Annotated in this window: 5 protein-coding genes and 1 pseudogene; 3 read left to right on the forward strand and 3 right to left on the reverse strand. The window is 64.7% G+C overall.

Annotated features, from left to right (window positions below):
- A pseudogene (locus AX672_RS04455) lies at positions 1-518 on the forward strand (TonB-dependent receptor); the annotation flags it as partial.
- Between the two features lie 104 nt (positions 519-622).
- Positions 623-1,924: a UDP-glucose dehydrogenase family protein gene (locus tag AX672_RS04460; RefSeq protein WP_066648881.1), complete on the forward strand. Its 1,302-nt coding sequence runs from the start codon at positions 623-625 to the stop codon at positions 1,922-1,924.
- A 19-nt stretch (positions 1,925-1,943) separates the two neighbouring features.
- Here the strand turns inward: AX672_RS04460 and AX672_RS04465 are convergent, their stop codons facing one another.
- From AX672_RS04465 to AX672_RS04475, 3 genes are read right to left on the reverse strand one after another with little or no spacing between them, the layout of a single operon-like run.
- The gene (locus tag AX672_RS04465; RefSeq protein ID WP_168727328.1) at positions 1,944-2,504 is read right to left on the reverse strand and encodes a hypothetical protein; all 561 of its coding nucleotides are present in this window, start codon (positions 2,502-2,504) and stop codon (positions 1,944-1,946) included.
- Positions 2,505-2,540: 36 nt separating this feature from the next.
- Positions 2,541-3,569 carry an adenosine deaminase gene (locus tag AX672_RS04470; protein WP_066648886.1) on the reverse strand — a complete coding sequence of 343 codons (1,029 nt, stop codon included), beginning with the start codon at positions 3,567-3,569 and terminating at the stop codon, positions 2,541-2,543.
- The gene (locus tag AX672_RS04475; protein WP_231731151.1) at positions 3,566-4,183 is read right to left on the reverse strand and encodes a phosphoribosyltransferase; all 618 of its coding nucleotides are present in this window, start codon (positions 4,181-4,183) and stop codon (positions 3,566-3,568) included. Before AX672_RS04475 ends, AX672_RS04470 begins: the two co-directional genes overlap by 4 nt.
- Positions 4,184-4,359: 176 nt before the next feature.
- Between AX672_RS04475 and AX672_RS04480 the strand changes: the two genes are divergently transcribed.
- Entirely contained in the window at positions 4,360-5,529 is a 1,170-nt protein-coding gene (locus AX672_RS04480) for an SET domain-containing protein (RefSeq protein WP_231731152.1), read from the forward strand.
- Positions 5,530-5,554 lie beyond the last annotated feature (25 nt).

Raw genomic sequence — 5,554 nt, forward strand, 5'->3', positions numbered from 1 at the left:
GTGGCGGCGGCGGCGGTGCCGCACAAGCTGGCGGCCGGATCAATCTCGCTTTCTACCACACTTGGCGGCTGACCGAGCAGGTGCGGATCGGCGGCGCGGGGCCGGTGCTCGACCTGCTGAACGGCGATACGGTCAGCAGCGGGGCCGGGGTGCCGCGCCACGAGCTGGAGGCGCAGGCGGGGTATAACAACAATGGTATCGGCGTACGGTTGTCGGCGAATTGGCAGAGCGCGACCCGCGTCAACGGCAGCCTTGGCGGCACCGGTCAGACGCTCGATTTCGGCAGCCTGACGACCGTCAACCTGCGGCTGTTCGCTGATTTGACGCAGCGGCTTGAGCTGCTGAAGAAATATCGCTGGATGCGCGGGATGCGGGTGTCGATCGCGGTCGACAATTTGCTCAACCAGCGCCAGCGCGTCACCGACCAGACCGGCGCAACGCCGATCGCTTACCAGCCTGCCTATCAGGATCCGCTTGGCCGGTCGGTCCGGCTGTCGGTACGCAAGCTGTTCTTCTGACGGCACCGGTCCGGCGCTCCGCTTACGGCCACTGGCAATCGGTCGCGTTTGCGCTAGATGCAGGCGCTTCGGGCACGGCGTGCCGGGAGGGATGAGGGCTTTCGATGCGGATTACGATGATCGGTTCGGGCTATGTCGGCCTGGTTTCGGGGGCATGTTTTTCGGATTTCGGCCATGATGTGATCTGCGTCGACAAGGACGCGAGCAAGATCGAAGCGCTCGAAGCTGGACGGATGCCGATCTACGAACCGGGGCTCGACGCACTGGTCGCGGCCAATGTCGCGGCGGGGCGGCTGACGTTCACGACCGATCTGAAGGCGGGTGTGGCCGGCGCTGATGCCATCTTCATCGCGGTCGGCACGCCGTCGCGCCGCGGCGACGGCCATGCCGACCTCACTTACGTCTTTGAAGCAACGCGCGAGATTGCCGCTGCTATCACCGGGCCGACCGTCGTCGTCACCAAATCGACCGTGCCGGTCGGCACCGGTGACAAGGTCGAGGCAATTTTGCGCGAAGCCCGGCCCGAGCTTGACGTGGCGGTCGTTTCCAATCCCGAATTCCTGCGCGAAGGTGCTGCCATCGGCGATTTCAAGCGCCCGGACCGGATCGTGATCGGCACCGACGATGCGCGCGCACAAGTGGTGATGCGCGAAATCTATCGCCCGCTGTTCCTGAACGAGAGCCCGATCCTGTTCACCGGGCGGCGGACGGCCGAACTGATCAAATATGCCGCCAACGCCTTTCTGGCGACCAAGATCACGTTCATCAACGAAATCGCTGATCTGTGCGAAGCGGTCGGTGCCAATGTGCAGGATGTGTCACGCGGGATCGGGCTCGACAACCGCATCGGCAGCAAGTTCCTGCACGCCGGGCCCGGCTATGGCGGGTCGTGCTTCCCCAAGGACACGCTCGCGTTGCTGAAGACCGCCGAGGATTATGAATCGCCCGTCCGCATTGTCGAGGCCGTGGTGAAGGTCAACGACAGCCGCAAGCGCGCGATGGGCCGCAAGGTGATCAACGCGCTCGGCGGCGATGCCAAGGGCAAGACCGTCGCAATCCTGGGGCTGACCTTCAAGCCCAACACCGATGACATGCGCGACGCGCCCAGCTTGGCGATCGTCCAGAGCCTGATCGACGCCGGGGCAAAAATCCGCGCCTATGACCCCGAAGGCATGACGCATGCCAAGGCGATGATGCCCGAGATCGAGCTGGCGAACGATGCCTATGAAGCTGCCGAGGGCGCCGATGTCGTGGCGATCGTGACCGAATGGGACATTTTCCGCGCGCTCGACTTGAAGCGGCTGGCGCGGACGATGGCGGCACCGGTGATGGTCGACCTGCGCAACATTTACCCGATCGCCGAAGCCGAGCGGGCAGGTTTTACCTACACGTCGGTCGGGCGCTGACGGGGCGCGCCGGGCGCTGCTATTTCTTGCGGCAGATTTCGGCGACCTTGGCCGCAGCGTCGAGGTCGCCGGCCTCGAGCACCAGCTTCATCGCGCCGGCGCAATCGCCCTTGGCAATCAGTCGCGCGGCCAGCCCGGCATTGAGCTGTCGCTTGTACGGGCTCATTTCGACGCCGCCGGGGTCTGCGCGGTCGGACTCGCTGGCGGCGGGGCGCGGGATGCTGTCACGGACCAGCGGTTGCGACGGCGCGGCCAAGGGGGCCAGCGGTTCGGGCGCGGCCGGGCGCCGGGCCGGATCGACGAACTCGACATTGCGGACGTCCCACTCGGCAAGTTGATGCACGATCTTCAACCGGCATTGCAGGCTGGCATCGCTGTGCAGGAACACGCGGGCGGTGCCTCCCGCCGCCCAAAGCTTCGATCGTTCGTGAAATTCCTCTTTGCTCAGCACCTTGTCGGCGCGTTTGACGACGCATTGATTCTTGCGGCGGACAACGACGACGACATCATCGGGGCCCGGTTCATCGGGTGCTTGCTGCGCGGCAACCGCCGCCGCGAGGGCGAGTGTCATGAGAGGCATCGACGTCTCCTCGACAGGTTCATGGCCACTGCGGCATCAGGCAGCGGCGTAGCGATCAATCGCGGCGAGATGGGCTGCCTGTTCGGCAGGGCTCAGAAATGATCCGGTGAAGCTGTTGCGCGCCAGCCGCACCAGATCGTCGCGCGACAGATCGAGCGCATCGGCAACGGCCCGGTAGTTGGCATTCACATAGCCGCCGAAATAGGCGGGATCGTCCGAATTGACGGTCGCGGCGAGCCCCGCGTCGAGCATCGTCTTCAGCGGATGCGCGGCGATATCGTCGACCACGCACAGCTTCAGGTTCGACAGCGGACAGACAGTCAGGCACATGCCCGCCGCAGCCAGCCGCGCAACCAGCGCGGGGTCGTCGAGCGAGCGGTTGCCGTGATCGATCCGGTCGACGCCGAGCAGGTCGAGCGCTTCGTGGACATAGGCGGCCGGACCCTCCTCGCCAGCATGGGCGACGAGCTTGAGGCCCAGGCTGCGGGCGCGCGCGAAAACACGCGCGAACTTCGCGGGCGGGTGCCCCAGTTCGGACGAGTCGAGACCGACGCCCGCGATCTTGCCGAGATGGAGGAGCGCCTGATCGAGCGTCGCCTCGGCTTCGGCCTCGCTCAGATGGCGAAGGAAGCACATGATCAGCTTCGAGGTGATGCCCAGCCGCGCCTCTCCGTCCGCCAGCGCGCGGGTGATGCCGCCGATCACCGTGTCGAAAGCGACCCCGCGCTCGGTATGGCCCTGGGGGTCGAAGAAAATCTCGACGTGCCGCACGCCATCGGCATAGGCGCGGTCGAGATAGGCAGCGGTCAGGTCGAAGAAATCCTGCTCGGTCAGCAGCACCGCCATGCCCTGATAATAAATGTCGAGAAAATCCTGCAGGTTCGAAAAATCATAGGCCGCGCGGACCGCTTCGGCCGAGGCGAACGGAATCGCCACGCCGTTGCGCTGCGCCAGCGCAAACATCAGCTCGGGCTCGAGTGACCCTTCGATATGCAAATGCAGCTCGGCCTTGGGCAGCGCAGCGATGAAGGCTGCACGATCGGCAGGGGTGGCAAAGTCGATCATGGTCTTTCCTCTTCGCGCAGAATGATCGGCGCTTCGGGTTTGCTGCGACGGATTTCGTCGATCTTCAGCCCGTTGATCTCGTGCGGGAAGACCAGCCAGGCATCGGTGCTGTGAACATAGAAGTCGGGAACCAGATCGGTCTGGTTACGGGTCGGCTTGTAGTAAACGGTGGCGATGCGGATTTCGCGCGGCATGTTGTACCGGCAGCGCGCGGCGAGTTCGCGCAGAAAGGCGCGGATGCTGCGGCCGCTATCGAACACATCGTCGATCACGAGCAACCGGTCGTCCGGCCCGAGCGTGTCGATCAGATAGCCGAGCGCATAGACGCGCACGTCGGGGTCCTGCTGGTCGATACCGGTGTAGGATGAGGTGCGCACGGCGATGTGATCGCAATCGACGCCGTGATAGGCGAGCAATTCCTGCACCGCGATCCCGACCGGCGCGCCGCCACGCCAGATGCCGACGAGATGCGTCGGCGCAAAGCCGCTGTCGAGCACCGCGACCCCCAAACGAAAGGAATCGGCGAGCAGCGCGTCGGCGGTCAGATAGACTTTGTCGATCGTCACTGCTGCCACCATTCCCTGCCGCGCGTTCGGCGCCGTCGCTGCTGCCATGCCCCCGGCGAGCATCCTGAATCAAGCGGTGACGCACCCTTCAATGCCAGTTCGCCGCCTGGCTGTGCGCGCTGATCGGGGCGCGTATCGGCAGATTGCGCGCGACTCGCGGTGAATCCTAGCTTTTTGTGGACGTGAGTCGGGCGATAGGGTAATCGACGTTAACCATAATGCTGATGGTGGTGCCGATTACGCTCTGGTTCCTGCTTGCCGTTGCGGCCAATTTCACGGGGTATCTCGTCTATCTGACGGGGCTTCGGCGCCAGCTCGTGCAGCCCAACCGCGCTTCATGGCTGATCTGGAGTTCGGCGACGCTGGTCGAGGCAAGCACCTATGCCGCCGTCAATCCGGGTGCTGCACAGAGCATCGTCTTCCTCGTATCATCGGTTGCCTGTCTGGTCGTCACGATCGGCATCTGGCGGCAATCGGCGTGGAGCCCGCCGACACGCAGCGAGACGATCTGCATGATTGCCTGCCTCGGCGCGCTGCTGTTGTGGGTCGCGTTCCGATCGGCCTTCTGGGCGCATATGCTGGTGGTCGCAGCCGTCCCGGTCAGTTTCTGGCCGACCTGGGAAAGCGTGGCACAGGACCGCACGCGCGAACGCTCGCCCGCCTGGGGGCTTTGGACGATCGGTGACCTGGCGACGCTGATTGTTGCCGCGCGCAGCGAGGACATCAATCTCGCCGGCTATGCCTATATCTTCGTCGAGGTCGCCTGCCACGCGAGCGTTTGGTTCATGATCGGCCTCGCCACCATCAACCCGCTGCGCTCGCTCGGCTTCCGCAACGGGCGCTTCTATGTGCTCGATGCCTATCGCCCCGCCGCCAATCTGTTCTCGGTCGGCGAGAACCATCTCGGCAAGGCGGTCTATGCCGCCGTCGAGTTCGCCGAGGGCGATGCGATCGTGAAATTCACTGGCCGCCGCTTTCGCGCCGATCAGGTGCCCAGCGTCATGCGCGGGCAGGGCGACCGCTTCGTGCAAGTGACGCCCGAACATTACATGGGGCCGTCAAACCGCATCGACGACCTGATCAACCATAGCTGCTCACCCAACGCCGGGCTGCGCTTCACCGATGACGGCGTGGTGCTGGTCGCGATCAGGCCGATCGTGCCGGGCGATGAAATTACCTGGGATTATTCGACGACGCTGACGCAATCGAACTGGCACATGATCTGCCAGTGCAAGAGCCCCGAGTGCCGCCGCGTGATCGGCAATTTCGAGACTTTGAGTCCCGAACGCCAGGAATGGTTCCGCGCGCGCAATTTGGTCGCGCCCTATCTGCGGCGGCGCGATGACGTGGCGCCGGTCGAAGCGACGCCGCAAGTGGTTTTGAAGACGGGGTAGGGGCGGGCGGCGGCCGGTGGGGGGG

The organism is Sphingomonas sp. CCH10-B3, from assembly GCF_001556185.1.
Taxonomy (GTDB): domain Bacteria; phylum Pseudomonadota; class Alphaproteobacteria; order Sphingomonadales; family Sphingomonadaceae; genus Sphingomonas; species Sphingomonas aquatica.